The sequence below is a fragment of the Bacillus shivajii genome, assembly GCF_020519665.1.
Classification (GTDB): Bacteria; Bacillota; Bacilli; order Bacillales; family Salisediminibacteriaceae; genus Bacillus_CA; species Bacillus_CA shivajii.
Genome location: NZ_CP084703.1, coordinates 4,329,285 through 4,349,055, shown reverse-complemented (window position 1 = coordinate 4,349,055; position 19,771 = coordinate 4,329,285). Strand labels below are relative to the sequence as shown.

The following is a 19,771-nucleotide window of genomic DNA, read 5'->3' as shown; positions in this document are numbered from 1 at the left end:
TTTAAAAGTGTAAAGACTAACCTCTTATTAAGATAAAAATAAAGGGTTGACGGAAATGAATAAATTTGAAGCTGAATTTAGTAACTTAGTTCGTTCTTTTCGAAAAAAGCATATGGGAAAAGGACCTAGTAAAATCAACACAACATTTTGTAAAAGCTGGGCTATTTGCGAGATGGAAGGAAATCTATCTCCAGTTGAAAAGTTTATTGCAACAGCAGATGAAGGAAAAGATATGCTTCGTGCAGCCCGGACAGAAATGGTCAAGGATATGTACAGGAAAAATCCGCCAATAGAAATGGAAGAGTTTCTGGGATGTAAGTTTTTACATTTGTTTGTTGATATTGATATCGACCGTGATTTCGGAATGTCCGTATTCGTTTTTGACGAAGATATCGAACAAAAATTCTCTGCTTCGAAGTAGATAAGTGTAAAGTACTAGATTCTTGTCTAAAAGCAAAAATATAAATCTATATAAGGTTTGGCACTTAGCAGCGGTCCTGCTCAAGACTTAACCACCGCAACATTTTCTGAATGGGGAGTGTGCGGTGGTTTTTTATAGAAAATGCTTGTTAAAACTTGTAGATTGATATTTTACAAGGTGGATTTTTATGCGAAATAATTTTGCACGATGAAATAAGTGTTGATCGTTTGAATGAGCGAAGTCCACGAGACTCTTGTGGGATAGCGTCAGGTGAAGACCCCGTAGAACGAACTTGAGAGTTCGAGGAGGCTGAGGCGACGCCCACAGAAAGCGAGTGGACGAAAGCGAATGGTCAATTATAAACCTTATTTTCAGTGTAGCCATAGAAGGAACAAAAGGTACTAATTGATGTAAGGAGTGTTACAAATGGGGAAGACAAAACATAATGGACCGATGAAAAAATCGAAGATACCAGCACCAAAGCATTGGGTGAGCCCAATCCCATTTGGTCTTGGAAAAGTAAAGCCAAAACATATTCGCGATTCTTTTAAAACGATTTATGAAAATAAAGATAACTTAAACTATGCGAAAAACATTATTACAAAAGGTGTTTGTGATGGGTGTGCATTAGGGGTTTCTGGCTTATATGACCAAACGTTAACAGGCCCTCACGTTTGTACGACAAGGTTTAACGTCCTTCGGTTAAATACAATGCCTGCCATTAAAGAAGATATTCTTCACGCAGATATTGATGAATTAAGAAAGTATTCTAGTACAGAATTGCGTAAACTAGGACGTATTCCATACCCATTGATCCGCAGACCAGGTGAGCGAAAGTTTTCACGTATTTCCTGGGATGATGCGATGGATATGGTAGCAAATAAGATGAAAAAGTTAGATCCGAAGCAATATGCGTTTTACTTAACGTCACGGGGGATCACGAACGAGTCCTATTATGTAGCAGGAAAAGTATCTCGTTTTTTAGGAACGAACAATATTGATAATGCCTCTCGAATTTGCCATTCACCGAGTAAAACAGCACTAAAGCGCTCAATTGGTGTTGGGGCATCGACGGCGAACTATCAAGACTGGATTGGAACCGATGTCTTGTTATTCTGGGGAAGTGTAGCATCTAACTCTTCACCAGTATCAACAAAATATATGCTTGAAGCGAAGAAAAAAGGAACAAAGATCATTGTTATCAATCCTTATAGAGAACCTTCTATGGATGAATATTGGGTGCCGTCCGTTCCTGAGTCTGCACTATTTGGAACGAAAGTGGCTGATGATTTTTACCAAGTAAATATCGGTGGCGATATTGCCTTCATGCATGGAATTATGAAGTATTGGTTTGAGATGGAACAAACTGAGCATGGTGCAGCCATTAATCATCAATTCGTAAATGAGCATGTCAATGACTATGACGAACTGAAAGCGAAAGTTCAAGAGCAATCTTGGGATGATATTGTAGAGTCTTCTGGTGTCAGTAAAGAAAGAATCATCGAACTATCTGAACTTCTAGCTAAAAGTAAAAATGCTGTTTTTGCTTGGGCATTAGGGTTAACGATGCATTCATTTGCAACAGATAACATTTCACAAGTTGCAAACCTTGCTTTATTACGCGGTTTCTTAGGTCGTCAATATAATGGATTAATGCCTTTCCGTGGCCACTCTTCTGTACAAGGAAGCGGGGAAATGGGTGCAGATCCATTTGTTCTTCCAGGGGGAGACTTTGAGCCGAAAAATATGGAGCGCATCGAAAAGTTATGGAACTTTGAACTTCCGAAATGGCAAGGAGATATCGTTGGAATTACACTTGAAAACATACTCCTGCCAGAAGATCATGAGAGAAAAATTAAACTTTATTATTTATCTGGTGGAAACTTCATTGAAACGATGCCAGAGCCAGAGTTTGTTGAACAGGCATTATCAGAGTTAGATATTCGTGTGCATCAAGATATTATTTTAAATACGTCAACACTTGTAGATGCAAAAGAAGCGGTTATTGTTCTTCCTGCGAAAACGCGTTATGAGCAAGAAGGCGGCGGCACGTCTACTTCAACGGAACGAATGGTTTATTTCTCTCCAGAAATTGAGGGGAATAAAAATAAAATAGAAGAAGCGCGTGCTGAGTGGAAAATATACATTGATTTAGCAAAACGTGTGAAGCCTGAGACGGCACACCTAGTTGACTTTGAAGATTGCCAAGCGATTCGTAATGAAATTGCGAAGGCAAACCCAAACTATGAAGGCATTCAACATTTGAAAAATCAAGGTGATGTGTTCCAATGGGGCGGTGCATGGCTATGTGAAGATGGCATTTGTCCGACAGAAGACGGAAAAGGAAACTTAATTACTGTTGATATTCCGAACTTAAATAAAAAACCAGGTGACTTCTATATTACAACAAGACGAGGAAAACAGTTTAACTCCATGGTTTATGGTGAAACAGATCCTTTCAACCAATCAGAGAGATATGATGTATTAATTAACGAAGAAGATGCAAAAGAATTAAGTATTCAAGAAGGAGAAGGAATTGTCGTTTATAATCAATTTGGTGTTTTCCAAGGCCGCGCAAAGTTCGTGTCGATGGCAAGAGGAAACCTCGGCGTTCACTTCCCAGAAGGAAACTTTTTATTACCGAAAGGTCGTTATGAAAAGTTTGCCGGCATGCCTGACTACAATATTGCAGTAAAAGTTGAAAAGGCAGATCGTTTTAATGCACGAAAAGATACAAAATATCTTGAAAAGCCAATTGCTGATTTAGAAACAACGGTTAGCTAAAAAGGAGGGAGGATGAGCGAAACGCTTATCCTCTATTTCTTATTGAGCTGAGATAACCGTGGCTTTATCTAGTCACAGTTTTATTTATTCGTATTATGTTTTTTAGCGGGTAACCGTTTACTCGCATGACGATGTCCTTGACGTTGCTTGTTCTTTTCGTCCTTTGCTTGGCGCTCATGTAAATTTTCTACAAACTCATGTGTTGTTTCGTTGTCCATATTGATTCCCTCCTTGTTATTACTTTAACCACTGCCATATAAAACATACAAAAGTGCATGGAGACGAAATCGTCAAACAGAAATGTAGGGGAGGTCATACGTCTTTTCTCTAAAGCTGGAGATAACATCAAACGCTTACCTGATGATTAAATAAGAAATACATTTCAAGAAGTGCTATAAGAGGATTTTTATATTACTTTAGTTTGTACTGTCACTTTATTGTAGTGGTTATATCGGTTATGTTGCTAGGCGTGTAATAAGTTATCTGAAATCCTTCAGAGCATTCTGTGAACAGCTAACAAAAAAACGCCTCACAAATCGGTGTAAAGCCGGCCTGTGAGGCGTTGATTAAAAGATAAGCGAAAGATATATATACTTATTCAGAAAATGGTTAAAGTACAAAGACGAGAATCTGTGCCGCGATAGCTACAAAGATAAGTGCAAACGGATAGGCGGCGGCATAAGCTATAGCAGGCTCATCTCCTTTAGTAAGCTGGTTAACAGCTCCTAACCCCGGCGTACTTGTTAATCCTCCGCAAAGGGCACCGAGCGAATGAAGAATGCTTAAGTGAAATATTTTTTTTGCAATGAAAAATCCGGCCAATATGGGCAAAATGGTGATAAGCGCCCCTCCAAAAACAAGACGAAGCCCTTCTGCCATGACGACCTCTACCATACCCTCACCTGCTGTCGTACCGGCCCCCGCTAGAAACAGGACGAGGCCTATATCACGGATCACCTGATTGGAAGGCTGGAAGAATCTGGCCTGAATAGGGCCGAGTTTTCCGAAGTGACCGATAACTAAGGCAACGAATAAAGGACCACCCGCCACACCGAGCGACAATGTTCCAAGTCCCGGCAAATAGATCGGCATTAATCCGACCAAAATGCCTATAAGCAAAATTAAACTTAATGAAAAAATGTGCACATTAGTAACAGCGAGTTTTTTCCTACTGAAAATCTGTTCAACTTCATTCAGACGGTCTTCACTGCTTACGACGGTTAAGATGTCACCACGTTCAAGACGCCAGCCAGGATTCTGGTTGAACTCAAAGCCTCCCCGCTCCATTCGCGTGACGGTTACACCGAACTTGCTTCGTAACCGCAGCTCCCTTATACTTTTTCCTATCATGTCTTCCGCATCCACGGTGACCTTTCTCAGTTTAATATGGTCGGCATTGGAGAAATCAGTGGAAACTTTCCGTCCGATATCCTCACATAATTTTTCCAGGTCGCGCAGTATACCTACAGCCACAAGTAGATCGCCTTTTAAAATGACTGTATCGCTTAAACTGATAATGCTACGGTCTCCTCTTATGACCCGACTGACCACAGTTGAACTATTAGGTGCAAGCTTTAGTTCCTTCAGCGTTTTTTTATGAATATGGTCCTGTGTCACTTCAATAGTCATCACTTCCGGAGAAGCTTTATGTCTTACAGGTCCCACTTTCCGTTTTAAATCTTTTTCTAAATCAATCTGCAGCAGCTTTGGGAAAAGTTGGACAAACAGTACAACAGCCACCACACCAAACGGATAAGCAATCCCATAACCGACTGATGCGAGTGGATCATTGGTTGCTTGGAGGGCAGCGGCAAGACCCGGCGTACTGGTAAGAGCGCCTGTCATAAGCCCGATACTTAAAGCGGGCGACAGTCCTAGTAGTTTTGAAACTAAAATAGTTGTCAAAGAAGCGATCAGTACAATCAGCAAACCAATAATGCCAAAAATAATCCCGGAAGTTCTCATCATTCTGAAAAACCTGGGACCTGCCTGCAGCCCGACGGCAACAATAAAAAGACTGAGGCCGAGATTTTGTACCACCGATGAGATCTGGTAACCGAAATGGCCGAATACCATGGCCACAAGCAGCACACCCGACGTACCGAGACTAAGTCCTTTTATTTTTGCCTGTCCAAGAAGTGAGCCGAGAAATAAAATAACAAAAAGGAGCACAAGCGGCTCTTGCAATAATTGTATGAGCGTCTCCACACTATTTTCCTCCATCTCTAGTTATACCTGGTGACCAATAAATGAATACTTTCAATTATAGAGATCCTGTAAATAAAAAAAAGTGTTTTCTCCTTGTAAACGAAAGGATTCACACATTTTTAGAAAAACGTTCATACAGTTGTCAATGATAGCGCTGTCACTCACTTCGTTAAATGAGCAGATATTCTCATCTCATGAAGTGAAACTTTCCATCTAATTGCTAACTACCGTTAGTTGAAGAAGAAACGATGAAATTCAAGTAGAGTTCATTCTCTACTTTTAATTTTTTTCTTTTTTTGAGCTAGATGGATATTCATTTAATTCAATTTGTGACTCATAAGTGCCTAGCTCTCTCCATCCTTTACAAGATACAAGTTCTCCACCTTCTAAGTCTTTATGTATCTTGCAAAAGAGGTGCCTGGCACTTTCTATTGAGTCATCCTCTACAGGGGCGTTACCATAGTAAGAATTGACGAAGGGTTATCCGATTTGATTAATATTTTCTATCTTCCGATCAGAAAGAATGTCTAATGTAATACGTGATTCAACGATGATAGCAAAAATCAGCGTAGCAAACGCTAAATGTAGTACAGCAAGGGAGACAGGCATTTCAAACCAAATCATGACAAGTCCGATAACTGCTTGTACAAAAACAATGATGGAGGTAAGAGCAAAACGGTTCTCGATTTTTTCACCCCATCCATTTTTAAATGCGACAACGGTTAAGGTGAAAATATAAACAGCAGCAACTGCAGCAAGCACAAAGTGTACAGCTTCAAGAGTGTCTACCATGTTTTGTGGGATCGGCTTTGAAAGAAATAACCATTCAAACGCATTTCGATTCACACCGTGTTGATGTTTAATATATCCTCCTATTCCAAATGTGAATAAAAGCATGGTTAGTACGATATTTAAATGATATTTCATCCGTTTTTGTCTATTTAAAGGTAATCGATATTCATTGTGATATGGAATAAATGTGGGTTTTGAATAGCGCCATATCCATATTAAACTAGCTAAATATACCATCGCAACTATTAGGTGGATTGTAACAATGATTGCAGGGACATGCAGGAATACAACGATTGCACCGAGAAGAATCTGTACAAGGAGTGTACCCATCATACCGATCGCCACATTTTTTTGAATGACAGAACGGTTTTCACGAAGAATTTTTAGCATTAAAAGAGCTGATAAAGCTTGCACGATCAGTGCAATCACACGATGAGCAAATTCAATAAGAGTTGCCCCGGATAACTCAGGAATGACTGCCCCATTACATAAGGGCCATTCAGGTCCGCACCCCATTCCAGAACCTGTTGAAACGACGAAACCTCCAAAAACAATTAATCCAAATGTCATAAAACTAGTCAATAAAGCTAAACGGTGAATAGACAAAGGTTTTTCCTCCTCCATTTTTTGTATATGTGAAACTAGTAACAATTTTTTACATTCATAGATACATATATTACTAATCTTTTCCTGTCAGATGATTTTTATACATGAAGAAAACTCGGCGGTTGCTAAGCATTGAAATAATGGATGGTTACGTTGAGTTAGCCTCATTGTTAAAGTGATATTATTTTCACTTAAGTAAAAAAGCCCACCAATTGGTGAGCTTTAAAACGATTGAATAATGATTTGAAGGGTTATGAAAAAGAAGTTGGCACTTTAAATGTAGAAAAATCGTCTGCAACAAACGTATGAGGGAAGATTTCTTTTGCTTCATTTAATAATGTTTTAATATCTTCAGCTTGGTATCGTGTACTTATGTGGTTAAGGATAAGTTGTTTTACCCCAGCTTGTTTTGCGATTGTCGCTGCTTCCACGGTTGTTGAGTGAAAATATTCATTGGCTAGAAGGTGGTCCTCTTTTGCGAAGGTAGCTTCGTGAATTAGCACATTAGCATTTTTCGCTAATGGAATCGACCTCTCATTGAACCGTGTATCACCTAAGACGGTAACAACCTTCCCTTTTTTAGGAGGTCCGATAAAGTCTTGCCCATTTACAGTTCTTCCATCTGGCAAAGTGATCGATCGACCATCTTTTAATTTTTTTAAAATAGGACCAGGTTCAATTTGTGCTGCTTTTACTTTGTCCATTAATAACGGACCAGGGAGGTCTTTTTGCTGTACTCTAAATCCAAAAGATGGTAGACCATGAACGAGCTTGGCAGTCGACACTAGAAACTCATTGTCTTCAAATAACTTTCCTTCCTGATTAAATTCTTCGATATACAGCGGGTACCTTAAATGAGTGCCACTTGTTTTAAGAGAAATTTCAATAAATTCCTTGATCCCCTTTGGTCCATAGATGTTTAAAGGTGTTTCTGCACCTTGAAAGGAACGACTTCCTAACACACCTGGTAATCCAAAAATGTGGTCACCGTGTAAATGAGTAATAAAGATTTTTTCCACTCGTCTTAACTTAATGGGGGTATGTAATATTTGATGTTGTGTTGCTTCCCCACAATCAAAGAGCCAAATCGAAGCTTGCTTATTCATCAAATGTAAAGCTAAGGAAGAAACATTTCGATGTTTTGCAGGTACGCCAGACCCAGTTCCTAAAAATGTAATGTTCATGTTTACCTCCTAAGTAAAAAGGTGATTTGCTTATTACATGATAAGTATGGACGACTAAAAGATCAATCATAAAGAAAGGCGTGAATGTAAGAATGAATCCATGATAAATATGGGTGAAAAGATGGGGTTGTTCCATGTCAAACAACATGAAACAACCCCTAAATCTAGCTGTTCTTTTCTTTTCTTATAAGTTCTGATTGGATAATATAACGCTCTGGAGCATTCCCAAGGTAATTGAAGGGATAGCAAGTCGTTAAAGTTAAGATAGAGCTATCTTTATTTACAATAACCGTACGATCATTTTTATCTGTGATCCAAATATCTACGATTTCATAAATATAGTTGGTCCCTTCAAATTTCAAATGTAATTGATCACCTTCTACTAAATCTCCAACGTCTCTAAATACTGTGTCTCGATGTCCAGATAGAACTGTATGACCTACAATGTCTGGTGTGACTGTCCATTGACTATCATACATTCCAACTCCCTTTTTTAAGGAAGTTGACTCAGTTCCCCAGTAAACAGGGTACAACCTTTCAAGCTTAGGAATGGTTAACTCAGCTATTTGGGAACCTTCTTCAAGCAACGGAATATTTTCTGGCTCACTCTTTTCAATGTTTGTTGAGCTTTCTTTTTCTACTAGTTGGTAGTCCATAGCATGCGTATTTGATTGCATTGAAAGGTCTACAACAGAGTTTCGCTGTTCGAGCCATGTATAACCGTTATAAGAAAAAATCATACCCCCTGATAACAATAAAAGGAGACCGAGTATTTTCATTTGATATTCTCCTTTTTAACACTTTAAGAATGTATAAAATTTTAGAACTGTGGCTTAGTCACTCGGCGTAGCTAAAAATTTAATGTGTAAAGTAAGGTTTACCGGCTAAAGACCCGACGTCCTCTCGGAACGCCGATGCTAGCACATCCTGTGCGTCGCAACTACGCCTCTGTCTTCGCCATACAGCAAAAAAGTAAGTTTAACACTACTGATTATTTACTAATTGTTTGCGAGTTATTAAAATAACTCCTGTTCCTGCTAAGATCAAGCCAGCTATTGTCCACAAAGGATAAGAAGTAGCTGTATCAGGAAGCTCTCCACCTTCTTCAACATCAGCTAGGTCATTCCTATCTGCAATAATCCATTGGTCATTCGCATACTCATAATGAACCGTTAGTGTGAATTCACCTCTCAGTGCATCTTCGCGTGATTGTGTAAGGTGATATTGGTTATTATTGACTTCTTCTAATGTATATTCTTGTTCAAAATCAATGTAGGCTGGGGCATCTTGGGGTAAATGATAATATCCATCATCATCTTCTTTAAAATATTGACCTAAATAAAAGTCAGCTAGCTCGTCACTCATAATTTGATGGAAAGCTTGTTCGAATTGTTCTGTTGAATCAAATTCAACAACTTTTTGGTCATCATCTGTCTCTACTTCAATTAAATTTTTGAATTGCTCCTCTAACTCCTCGATAGGTGGCTCACCGTGAGAATCTGCAATGGCTGACGCAGAATAACTGAATACTAGGATGAAAACAGTAAGGATACTAATGAATCTTTTCACTTTTTTTCCTCCTCCTTTAATTTTTCAATGTCTAATTAACTCGTTTCACTTTTGTAATAACCTTATGATAAATAAATTAAACGAGGATTTTTGAAAGGAAGAGAATATTTTATGAAAAACCACCTCAACATCCTGTTTTTTGTTATACCTAATCGTTGATGAAAATTAGACTCGCTTTACACCGACGAACGGTTGAGCTACTTCGAGCTTCTGCTCTCAGGGATCTCAACTCGCTCGTTTTTCCGCAGGAGCACTCCATTTTCATCAACTTTTTTGATCTGAATTGTGCATACAAGTAACAGAATCGCCTTTTCAATTAACTTAAAAACCTCCTTAATTAGGAGGTTTTAGTGTTCGACTAAGTTATCAACTTGTACAACGAATTCATTTTGGGGATCGTCGAGCGGGAACACACGCGCTGTTTCATTTTGATCATCTACATGTTGAATATAAATCGGTGTCCCATTATACGTAACATTAGCCATAATTGGTGATTCAGAAATTTCTTCGGCTCGATGTCTGTTCATGTTCCAACCTCCTTTAGCACAAAACCTTTAAGGGCCTTCTTCAATTAGTCCTTCTAAATCGACTTCTTGTTCATTCTTCATCTCATCAAGAGGAAAAACTGTGGCTGTTTCATCATTCGGATTTACATTTTGAATATAAACAGGTACGCCGTGGTAATTGACGTTGATCATTTGTTGAGAGTTAATAATTTCTTGTGCGCGCTGGCTATTCATTGTTTCCTCCTTTATAAAGGCGTTTATGTTATTTTTTCATAAATATAATGAAATATACGAGGATGACAGGTGTACTTTAATAAATGGCTGTGTCAAACGCGAGTGTTGATTTTACAAACTAATAAATAAAAAAACGACTCATAGGTTAAAAACTAAGAGTCGTTTTAAATATTGTTATATTTGTATAGCTTTTCCTTCGTTAGCGGATCGATAGAGAGCTTCAATAATTTGTTGTAAGATAACCCCTTGTTCCGCTGTTGATGAAGGTTCTGTTTCATTCACACAACAATCAACGAAATTTGTTATAAGGTTGGTATGAGGACTCTCATCTGGAAGGTAGGCAGGGCTTACATCGAGTAGCGTATTGTGTTTTTCTTGATAAATATTTAATGGAAAGACGTCTGCACCACCACGGTCACCTTTAAGGGAAACATTCATAACATCATCTTTTTTTACGTTAGCTGCAAATGCTGATTCTAAAGTAATCGATGCGCCATTTTTAAACGTAATCATTCCCCGCGCCATATCTTCGATGGAGAAGTTTTCGTAATCCCATTCACCGAGCAAGCCGACGCCTTTTTTCTTTCCTAACTTTTGATACGTCGCACCGAGAACTTGATCTGGCTCAGGATAACCCATTAAATGAAGTGCGGTATCTAACATGTGAACCCCGATATCAATGAGTGCACCGCCACCTTGCAAATCTTTATTCGTAAAAACGCCCCAGCCAGGAATGCCGCGACGGCGGACTGCATATACAGATGCCGCATAAATGTCCCCTAATTCATTTGCAGTCATGAATTTCTTTAATGTTTTTACTTCTGGTGTGTAACGGTAGTGAAAACCGTAAGTGAGAATTTTGCCCATCTTCTTGGCAGCCTCATGCATCGCTTTAGCTTCTTCTACAGAAATTGCAGGAGGCTTTTCACAAAGAACGTGGCACCCGGCATGAAGTGCAGCAATCGTTTGCTCGGCATGAAATTTATTCGGTGTACAAATACTTACAGCATCTAAGTTTTCCTTTTCAAGCATCGTTTGATAGTTCGCGTAATAAGATTAGATTGAAAGTTCTTTTGCACATGCCTCTGCTTTTTCAATATTGTGATTGGCAACAGCAACGACTTCAGCTGATGGATGCTTGATGTAATTTGGAATGTGTGCTCCTATAGCAATTCCTCCTGTGCCAATGATTCCGATACGAAGTTTGCTACCCATATACATCATCCTTTACTGATATTAGTCATTTTTATCGATGGAAAGAGGGATGAAAAGTCAAATGTTCAATATGTGAATTAATTTCATAATTCCGTTTTTTGCGCAATGAAACGAATGATATGATTAATGTTTCATTACATGTACGTTTTATTTGTAAGTGAACGTAACAAAAGACGGCGACTCCCGGAGGATCAGCGACGAGCAATACTTCTTCGAACTGCTTCGAGCTGCGACGAGTAACCGCAGGAGCAACGACGAGCAATACTTCTTCGAACTGCTTCGAGCTGCGACGAGTAACCGCAGGAGCAACGACGAGCAATACTTCTTCGAACTGCTTCGAGCTGCGACGAGTAACCGCAGGAGCAACGACGAGCAATACTTCTTCGAACTGCTTCGAGCTGCGACGAGTAACCGCAGGAGCAACGACGAGCAATACTTCTTCGAACTGCTTCGAGCTGCGACGAGTAACCGCAGGAGCAACGACGAGCAATACTTCTTCGAACTGCTTCGAGCTGCGACGAGTAACCGCAGGAGCAACGAGCTGAAGATCCACTTAGGCGAAGAGTTGTCGAGTCATGTCTTAAAGTATAGTTTAAACGATGGCGAGGTGTTCTGTATATGAGGAGAGTATTAAAGAAAATCCCTAACCTTGATACAAAGCATTATTTTCTAAGAGTTTTAAAACAAGAAGATGCAGGCGAACTGTTTCCAATTATGTCTGATAAGGAAACGATGAAGTTTATCACGCCTCACCCTGTTCAAACAATCGAAGAAATGGAGTGGAAAACTCGCACGTATTTAGAGAAATTTCGTGAATTAAAAGAAATTCCATGGGTGATTGTGGATAAGGATAGTGGTATGGTTATAGGTTTGTTTAGGTTTCACAAATTGAACTTATGGCATAAAAAAGCAGAGATGGGAGTCGTTATTGCAAAAGAGTGGCAAGGGCGTGGAGTGATGTCAGAACTAATGGAGAGCATTTTATCATATGGGTTTAATGATTTAAAATTAAACCGTATTGTAGGAGACACTTTTGCTCGAAATAAAGGATCGGAAAAATTGTTAGCGAAATATCAATTTCGAAAAGAAGGAACATTACGTCAAACCGATTATGATGGGAAAGAATTTCATGATACCGTTGTGTACTCCTTATTATGCAAGGAATATAAGGCATTAAATAGGATTTGACAACATTCGGATCTACGCGGGTGTTTGTATAATTATTAAGTTTGTGATGGGCGGATCAGAAAGCAACTAATCGATTTATTCATATATCCCTATCCCTATTTGTCTTTAATAATCAATATACACAATGGTTATAAACTATATGGATAAAATATAAGGGATGGAATTGTGAGTAATTAAAAATTATTCACAATTATTTTTTTGTTATATATTGCATAAAAATGTATAGGTGAGTATAATGATGAATTAAATCACAACGGTAACTTGAAAGTGAGGAGGGAGCTTTTTGACTAAAGGTTACTTAATTTTAGACACTGGCGAAATATTTGAGGGGAATCTTCTCGGTGAAATAAACGGCCATGTTGGGGAACTCGTATTTAATACAAGTATGACAGGATATCAAGAAATCATGACGGATCCATCTTATGCGGGGCAAATACTTACGTTTTGCTACCCACTTATCGGTAATTACGGAATCAATGACCTCGACAATGAAAGTGTTCAAATGGCTCTTTCAGGGGTGGTTATCGGAAATAGCTGTGAAGCCCCGAGTCATTTTCAAACGACAAAAAAGTTTTCTGAGCAACTACTCGAATCAGGAGTAACAGGTTTAACGGATGTCGATACACGTACACTTGTAAAAGTGATTCGAAAATATGAGACCGTCTCAGGAATAATTACCGATAAACAACAGCCTGCTGTCCAAGTAAAGTCTCCAAATAAAACACAATTATTCGTCGACCAGGTCTCGGTCAAAGACGTTGTCACGTTTAAAAATGAAGGTCCACACATCGTTTTGATGGACTATGGTTATAAAAAATCGATCTTACACGCATTATTGAAGGAAAATTGTTCAGTAACGATTGTTCCGTATCACTATTCATTCGAACAAGTAAAAGCTTTAGAGCCAGATGGTATTTTATTAAGTAACGGACCTGGAGATCCAATGTCATTAAAACCATGGTTTTCTGACATTAAAAAAATGACAGAAACCTATCCAACTTTAGGAATCTGTCTAGGCCATCAATTAATTGCTCTAAGCTTTGGAGCGAAAACAGCAAAGCTTGACTATGGCCATCGAGGTGGAAATCATCCAGTCAAAGATCTAATGACAGGTAAGGTTCGGATGACTGCGCAAAACCATGGTTATGTTGTTGTTGACGAAAGTATCAATCGTGATGATTTTCAAATTCTTTTCCGTAATGTCAATGACAAAACAATTGAAGGGTTAAAGCATCATCACTTACCAATTCAGTCGGTACAGTTTCATCCAGAAGCACACCCTGGACCAAGTGACACAGAATATATCTTTACGCAATTTCTGCATGACGTGATTTGCTTAGGAGGAAAAAACTATGCCGAAGCATAACAACTTAAATAAAATCCTCGTCATTGGATCAGGTCCGATTGTCATAGGGCAGGCGGCAGAATTTGATTACGCTGGCACGCAAGCTTGCTTAGCATTAAAAGAAGAGGGCATTGAGGTCGTTCTTGTTAACAATAATCCTGCAACGATCATGACAGACGAGATGGTCGCAGACAACGTATATATAGAACCGTTAACAGTTGAATCTATTGAAGGAATTATTAAAAAAGAAAAGCCAGATGGCCTCATTGGAACATTAGGTGGGCAAACGGGGCTCAACTTAACCGTAGAACTTGATAAACAAGGAATTCTCGAAAAGTATGGAGTAAAACTTTTAGGAACATCTGTTTCATCAATTATAAAAGGAGAAGATCGTGAGCAATTTCGTCATTTAATGCTACAAATTGGTGAACCCATTCCCGAGTCTGCAATTATTGAAAACTATGAAGCGGGTGTGGAGTTTGTTCAACAGATCGGCTACCCAGTGATTATTCGTCCAGCATATACGTTAGGTGGCTCTGGTGGTGGTTTTGCCTACAATGATGATGAACTGGAAATGATTTTAAAGCAAGGCTTAACCCAAAGTCCAATCCACCAAGTACTGGTGGAAAAAAGTATTAAAGGCTGGAAGGAAATCGAATATGAAGTGATGCGTGATGAGAATGATACATGTACGATCGTTTGCAATATGGAAAATATGGACCCAGTAGGTGTTCATACAGGAGATTCAATTGTTGTTGCACCTTCGCAAACATTATCAGATGTTCAGTATCAAATGCTTCGTGATTCATCATTAAAAGTAATTCGAGCACTAAATGTCGTTGGAGGGTGTAATATTCAATTTGCGTTAAATCCGGCTTCGAATGAATATTACATTATTGAAGTCAATCCAAGAGTAAGCAGGTCTTCCGCTTTAGCATCCAAAGCAACGGGATATCCAATCGCAAGAATTGCATCAAAGTGTGCGATAGGTTATCACTTAGATGAAATCCTCAATCCAATTACAGGAAATACGTTTGCATCATTTGAACCGGCACTTGATTATCTTGTTGTGAAGCTGCCACGCTTTCCTTTTGATAAGTTTTCAGAAGGAGATCGAACTTTAGGAACACAAATGAAAGCAACAGGAGAAGTGATGGCGATTGATCGCACATTCGTAGGAGCATTTAATAAAGCATTACGTTCTCTTGAATTGAATGTATATAGTCTTAATTTTACGAAGGTTTCATCGATGTCAACTGCTGAGCTACAAGTTTTACTATATAAACCAACAGACTTAAGAATTTTTGCAATCGCCGAAGCGATGAAACGAGGCTTCAGTATTGAACAGATTCATGAAGATACTGACATTGATCATTGGTTTCTTTTCCATATAAAAAGTATTCTCGATTACGAAAACAGATTAGTAAGCTCTAGCTGGGAGGATGTTTCTAAAGAAGTATTACTTAAGGCAAAGCAAATGAATATAAGTGATCAACGGATTGCAGAACTCTATGAAATAAGTGAAAAGCAAGTAAGGGAAAAGTGGCAGTCACTGAATATGAAGCCTGGATATAAGCTTGTTGATACTTGTGCGGCAGAGTTCGAAGCGATGACACCATATTATTATTCAACTTGGCAAGGAAAAGATGAAGTTGAAGTCAAGCGGGAGCGGGAAAAAGTTGTTGTTATCGGTTCAGGACCAATTCGGATTGGGCAAGGGGTTGAATTTGATTATTGCTCAGTCCATGCGGCACTAGCTGTTAAGAAAAAGGGATATGAAGCGATCGTTATTAACAATAACCCAGAAACAGTGAGTACCGATTATACAGTCGCAGATCGATTGTATTTTGAGCCACTGGCAATAGAAGATATATTAGCTGTGATTGATAAAGAAAAACCAGCAGGTGTGCTTATCCAATTTGGCGGCCAAACGGCAATTAACTTAGCGAATGCCCTTGAAGAAGAAGGTGTACCGATTTTCGGAACAACACCAAATGTAATTGACCAGTTAGAGGATCGTGAGCAATTTTATGAGCTCTTAAACGACGTAAATATCCCGCACATTGCAGGGAGCACTGCCAATAACCCGAGTGACTTATTAAATAAGGCCGATGAACTTGGCTATCCTGTTGTAATTCGCCCATCATACGTCATTGGTGGTCAATCGATGTATATTTGTAACGACAAAAAGGAGTTAACGCAATACGCAGAAAGAATAGCTGCCAATGGTCATAAACGTACTTGGCCAATCCTTGTCGATCAATACATTCCAGGACTTGAATGCGAGATCGATGTCATTAGTGACGGAAACAAGGTTGTGATCCCAGGTATTTTTGAACACGTGGAAAAAGCAGGCGTTCACTCAGGAGATAGCATGACGCTATTTCCACCAGTATCTCTAGAGGAAGAAACAAAACAAACAATCATTAACTATACAAAGAAAATAGCACAAACATTACCGATTATAGGTATCATGAATATTCAATTTGTTATTCATGAAGATGTCGTTTATGTTCTTGAAGTCAATCCAAGGGCTTCTAGAACGGTCCCAATTATGAGTAAAGTAACTGGAGTTGCAATGATTGAATGGGCAACATATGTGCAATTAGGAGAGTCCTTAGAAAAACTAAGTCGTTCAACTGGATTATTACCTGAACCAAACTACTATTCTTTGAAAGCCCCTATTTTCTCAGCGACCAAACTAAAGGGTGTTGATCATGTAGTAGGTCCAGAAATGAAGTCGACTGGAGAAATATTAGGAATAGGGTTCACACCGAAAGACGCATTTGCAAAGGTGTTTGAGGGAGGCGAAACATCGAAGAATAAGGTTGCTTTCTGTTCGATTGCGGATCGTTTAAAAATAGAAAGTCTTCCACTTATAAAGAAACTCGAAATGAACGGGTATGAGATTATTGCCACTGAAGGCACAGCGCAATTTCTTAAAAAGAATGGTATAGATGTAAAAGGAGTAAAAAAAGAAAAAGGAGCAATCACTGAGTTTTTTAAAAATAATAAAATAGCGTTTGTTCTTAATGTCGCTAATGCAGGACGGGATCAAAAAAAGATAGGTTTTTATATAAGAGAGCTTGCTGTAATGTATCATATCTCTTGTTTTACAAGTATTGAAACGGCCAATGCAATGATTGATTCCTCCATGCATACAAAAAACAGCACAAGTCCAAAACAAAGATCGTTACGGGAGTATCGCCAATTGAATCTAAAAAGTGGGGTGGAAGTATGACTTTGCATGAAATAAACGTGGATGAATATTTACTAGAAAAACAAATGCGAGGTAAACACTTTTTAACGCTAGCTGATTTCAATTCCTATGAGATTGAATATTTATTAAAGGTTGCTAGTCAGTTAAAGAGAAAACAACAACTAAATATTCCTCATGAATATTTAAAAGGAAAGACGTTAGGGATGATTTTTGAAAAATCATCAACACGTACAAGGTTGTCATTTGAAATTGGAATGCTAAAGCTAGGCGGTCATGCTAGTTTTTTGAGTTCGAATGATCTTCAAATTGGCAGGGGAGAATCGATCTCAGACACCGCTAAAGTTTTATCAAGGTATTTAGACGGGGTGATGATTCGAACGTATTCCCATGAGACGATTGAAGAGTTCGCTGAGGCCTCTAGTATTCCGGTTATTAACGGATTAACAGACTCACATCACCCTGCTCAAGTATTAGCTGATTTACTTACGATCAAAGAGCATAAAGGCCAGTTAAAAGGGCTAAAACTATGTTATGTTGGCGACGGAAATAACAATATGACTCATTCCTTATTAGAAGGCGCAGCTAAAACGGGCATGAATATGACAGTTTCGAGCCCAGAAGGTTATGAGCCAGATAAAGGGATTTATGAGAAAGCAAAGGATTTAGCCGAACGTCAAGGCTGTTCGTTTCATTTTACTTATGAACCCGAAGAAGCTGCCGAAGATGCTGATGTGATCGTAACAGACGTATGGGCTAGTATGGGAGAGGAACATGAACAAGAAGAACGGGTAAAAAAGCTTACCCCTTATCAAGTAAATGAAAGCCTTTGTGATAAGGCAAAAGATGATTTCTTGTTTTTACATTGCCTCCCAGCCCACCGTGGCGAGGAAGTAACAGCTGAAATTATAGATGGGAAACATTCTGTTGTTTTTGACGAAGCTGAAAACCGATTACATGCGCAAAAAGCCTTATTAAAAGTGTTAATGGGAGACTAAGTTTTTTTAAAATTCGATGTATAAAAATTCTTCAATGTAGATATTTAATCAAAGGAGCGAATTAATCATGAGTAATGGAAAAGTGGTTTTAGCCTATTCCGGAGGTTTAGATACTTCCGTTTCTGTTAAATGGATACAAGAAAAATACGGGTATGATGTCATTGCCGTAGGATTAGATGTCGGTGAAGGGAAAGACCTTGACACCATTAAGGAAAAGGCACTTGAAGTAGGAGCAGAAAAAGCAATCACAATTGATGCAAAAGAACTCTTAGCAAAGGAATATCTTCTACCGGCTTTAAAAGCAAATTGTCTTTATGAAGGAAAATACCCACTTTCATCAGCTTTATCTCGACCACTTATCTCAAAACTGCTTGTTGAAATAGCTGAGCAAGAAGGGGCAGTCGCGATTGCGCACGGTTGTACAGGAAAAGGGAATGATCAAGTTCGCTTTGATGTTTCGATTCAGGCACTTGCGCCGCACCTAAAAATCATCGCACCTGTCAGAGAGTGGGGGATGACCCGTGATGAAGAAATTGCTTATGCCGAAGAAAAGGGAATTCCGGTTCCAGTAAATCTTGAAAAACCGTATTCTATCGACGCGAACATTTGGGGGCGTGCATGCGAGGCAGGTGTACTTGAAGATACGTGGAAAGAGGCACCAGAAGATGCGTTTGATTGGACTGCACCAATTTCAATGACACCTGATGAAGCTGAATATGTAGAGGTTGATTTCGAAAAAGGTGAACCTGTTGCTTTAAACGGTGAAAAGCTTTCACTCGTTGATCTTATAGAAACATTAAATGAACTTGGTGGAAAACATGGTGTCGGCAGAATTGATCATATTGAAAACAGACTCGTTGGGATTAAATCACGTGAAGTATATGAAAACCCAGCTGCACTCATTTTAATAAAAGCTCATAAAGAACTTGAATTACTTACACTGCCAAGCGAAGTAACGAAGTTTAAACGACAAGTAGACGAACAGCTGACGCAAATTATTTATGACGGATTATGGTATTCACCTTTAACAAATGCGTTAGATGCGTTTATTAATGAAACACAACAAGTTGTTTCTGGAAAAATCCGCGTCAAATTGCATAAAGGGAACTTTGATGTCGTTGCACGAAAGTCAGATCACAGCTTATACAATGAACAGCTTGCAACGTATTCAAAAGGCGATGCCTTTGACCATACCGCAGCTGTCGGTTTCATTAAGCTTTGGGGACTAAGAACGAAAGTGTATTCAGAAGTAAATACAAAAACAGAAGTAACGAAATAAATCATTTTTCAATTGAATCAATTTCATAACTCAAAATAAGATGCGAAATTCCGAATGAAGATCGTGAACTTCACTTCAGACGGACGCTTTCCCGAGGGCTTGTCTTCAGCTAACTTAGGCTCGACAGCTCTTCGCCTAAGTGGATCTTCAGCTCGTTGCTCCTGCGCCACTACGCTTGCTCGTCGCAGGTAAAGAGTGCTCCTGCGGTTACTCGTCGCAGTTCGA

The 19,771-nt window shown here is 39.0% G+C and carries 17 protein-coding genes and 1 pseudogene; 7 read left to right on the top strand and 11 right to left on the bottom strand.

Translation table 11 applies throughout. The features are described from left to right. Nucleotides 1-55 precede the first annotated feature (55 nt). Both LGQ02_RS20815 and LGQ02_RS20810 read left to right on the top strand, forming a co-directional pair. Nucleotides 56-421, top strand: a complete 366-nt coding sequence (locus LGQ02_RS20815) for a Na-translocating system protein MpsC family protein (protein WP_226516184.1) — start codon at nucleotides 56-58, stop codon at nucleotides 419-421. Between the two features lie 426 nt (nucleotides 422-847). After that, the gene (locus LGQ02_RS20810) at nucleotides 848-3,205 is read left to right on the top strand and encodes an FdhF/YdeP family oxidoreductase (protein WP_226516183.1); all 2,358 of its coding nucleotides are present in this window, start codon (nucleotides 848-850) and stop codon (nucleotides 3,203-3,205) included. A gap of 80 nt (nucleotides 3,206-3,285) precedes the next feature. Here the strand turns inward: LGQ02_RS20810 and LGQ02_RS20805 are convergent, their stop codons facing one another. The 11 genes and pseudogenes from LGQ02_RS20805 to LGQ02_RS20760 all read right to left on the bottom strand — a co-directional run bounded on the left by LGQ02_RS20805 (nucleotide 3,286) and on the right by LGQ02_RS20760 (nucleotide 12,072). After that, nucleotides 3,286-3,423, bottom strand: a complete 138-nt coding sequence (locus LGQ02_RS20805; protein WP_226516182.1) for a DUF4023 domain-containing protein — start codon at nucleotides 3,421-3,423, stop codon at nucleotides 3,286-3,288. Between the two features lie 391 nt (nucleotides 3,424-3,814). Further along, the gene (locus LGQ02_RS20800; protein WP_226516181.1) at nucleotides 3,815-5,413 is read right to left on the bottom strand and encodes an aspartate:alanine exchanger family transporter; all 1,599 of its coding nucleotides are present in this window, start codon (nucleotides 5,411-5,413) and stop codon (nucleotides 3,815-3,817) included. 480 nt (nucleotides 5,414-5,893) lie between these two features. Further along, complete coding sequence (locus tag LGQ02_RS20795) at nucleotides 5,894-6,811, bottom strand: COX15/CtaA family protein (protein ID WP_226516180.1); 918 nt, start codon at nucleotides 6,809-6,811, stop codon at nucleotides 5,894-5,896. 251 nt (nucleotides 6,812-7,062) lie between these two features. Next, a complete protein-coding gene (rnz, locus tag LGQ02_RS20790; protein ID WP_226516179.1) occupies nucleotides 7,063-7,995 on the bottom strand; it encodes a ribonuclease Z in 933 nt (310 codons plus the stop codon). 164 nt (nucleotides 7,996-8,159) lie between these two features. Further along, a complete protein-coding gene (locus LGQ02_RS20785) occupies nucleotides 8,160-8,774 on the bottom strand; it encodes a class D sortase (protein ID WP_226516178.1) in 615 nt (204 codons plus the stop codon). Between the two features lie 205 nt (nucleotides 8,775-8,979). After that, nucleotides 8,980-9,564, bottom strand: coding sequence for an LPXTG cell wall anchor domain-containing protein (locus tag LGQ02_RS20780; protein WP_226516177.1), 585 nt, complete (start codon nucleotides 9,562-9,564; stop codon nucleotides 8,980-8,982). A gap of 347 nt (nucleotides 9,565-9,911) precedes the next feature. Then, on the bottom strand, nucleotides 9,912-10,091 hold the full coding sequence (locus LGQ02_RS20775) for a small acid-soluble spore protein H (RefSeq protein WP_226516176.1): 180 nt from the start codon (nucleotides 10,089-10,091) through the stop codon (nucleotides 9,912-9,914). A 27-nt stretch (nucleotides 10,092-10,118) separates the two neighbouring features. Continuing rightward, nucleotides 10,119-10,304 (bottom strand): H-type small acid-soluble spore protein, encoded by a 186-nt coding sequence (locus LGQ02_RS20770; protein WP_226516175.1) that lies wholly within the window; start codon nucleotides 10,302-10,304, stop codon nucleotides 10,119-10,121. A 174-nt stretch (nucleotides 10,305-10,478) separates the two neighbouring features. Then, entirely contained in the window at nucleotides 10,479-11,102 is a 624-nt protein-coding gene (locus LGQ02_RS21420; RefSeq protein WP_319003545.1) for a Gfo/Idh/MocA family protein, read from the bottom strand. A 102-nt stretch (nucleotides 11,103-11,204) separates the two neighbouring features. Then, nucleotides 11,205-11,519, bottom strand: a pseudogene (locus tag LGQ02_RS21415) (Gfo/Idh/MocA family protein); the annotation flags it as partial. A 31-nt stretch (nucleotides 11,520-11,550) separates the two neighbouring features. Further along, entirely contained in the window at nucleotides 11,551-12,072 is a 522-nt protein-coding gene (locus LGQ02_RS20760; protein WP_226516174.1) for a hypothetical protein, read from the bottom strand. 65 nt (nucleotides 12,073-12,137) lie between these two features. Here LGQ02_RS20760 and LGQ02_RS20755 point away from each other — a divergent pair, with 65 nt between their 5' ends. From LGQ02_RS20755 to LGQ02_RS20735, 5 genes are all read left to right on the top strand, one after another. Further along, nucleotides 12,138-12,707 carry a GNAT family N-acetyltransferase gene (locus tag LGQ02_RS20755; RefSeq protein ID WP_226516173.1) on the top strand — a complete coding sequence of 190 codons (570 nt, stop codon included), beginning with the start codon at nucleotides 12,138-12,140 and terminating at the stop codon, nucleotides 12,705-12,707. Nucleotides 12,708-12,990: 283 nt separating this feature from the next. Beyond that, on the top strand, nucleotides 12,991-14,073 hold the full coding sequence (locus LGQ02_RS20750) for a carbamoyl phosphate synthase small subunit (RefSeq protein ID WP_226516172.1): 1,083 nt from the start codon (nucleotides 12,991-12,993) through the stop codon (nucleotides 14,071-14,073). Continuing rightward, on the top strand, nucleotides 14,060-17,293 hold the full coding sequence (locus LGQ02_RS20745) for a carbamoyl-phosphate synthase (glutamine-hydrolyzing) large subunit (protein ID WP_226516171.1): 3,234 nt from the start codon (nucleotides 14,060-14,062) through the stop codon (nucleotides 17,291-17,293). Before LGQ02_RS20750 ends, LGQ02_RS20745 begins: the two co-directional genes overlap by 14 nt. Beyond that, nucleotides 17,290-18,267, top strand: coding sequence for an ornithine carbamoyltransferase (gene argF, locus LGQ02_RS20740; protein ID WP_404802372.1), 978 nt, complete (start codon nucleotides 17,290-17,292; stop codon nucleotides 18,265-18,267). Before LGQ02_RS20745 ends, argF begins: the two co-directional genes overlap by 4 nt. A 67-nt stretch (nucleotides 18,268-18,334) precedes the next feature. Further along, nucleotides 18,335-19,546 carry an argininosuccinate synthase gene (locus tag LGQ02_RS20735; RefSeq protein ID WP_226516170.1) on the top strand — a complete coding sequence of 404 codons (1,212 nt, stop codon included), beginning with the start codon at nucleotides 18,335-18,337 and terminating at the stop codon, nucleotides 19,544-19,546. The last annotated feature ends 225 nt before the right edge of the window (nucleotides 19,547-19,771 follow it).